The sequence below is a fragment of the Bacillus sp. SRB_331 genome (assembly GCF_003264175.1).
In the GTDB taxonomy this organism is placed as follows: Bacteria; Bacillota; Bacilli; order Bacillales; family Bacillaceae_G; genus Bacillus_A; species Bacillus_A mycoides.
The window spans coordinates 1-345 of the sequence record NZ_NADV01000175.1 but is presented as its reverse complement, the minus strand read 5'-3'; the positions used below and the strand labels follow the sequence as shown (position 1 = coordinate 345).

The 345-nt window shown below is 50.1% G+C and carries 1 protein-coding gene; it reads left to right on the top strand.

Annotation, left to right across the window (positions count from 1 at the left end; translation table 11 throughout):
* Nucleotides 1-345 (top strand): hypothetical protein (locus tag B5P42_RS32425; protein ID WP_220089428.1); only part of this gene is annotated, 345 nt, incomplete at both ends.

Here is a 345-nt window from a genome sequence, read left to right as displayed (position 1 = left end):
TGGTCACGCCCACATTACGAAGTCACCCCCATTCTACGAGGCCGCGCTCATTCTTCGAAGTCACGCCCAATTTACCAGGCTACGCCCGTTCTACCAGATGAAAGAGATCCTGCAATCAATCACTAAATTCACTGGCGCGGACACTGATGACTTCCAGCTGTGGCAACAAAAGGTCATCATGTACCTGTCAACGAAGGATCTTGAAGTTTATATCGACCAGGACCCAGCTCTCCCTGCCACCACTGAAGAACTGCGCAACGACAAGAAGGCGAAGTCGATCATCTGTTGCTGCCTCCATGATCTATTTGTAAGCTCAATCATGAAGGAACCGACTGCACATAAGGC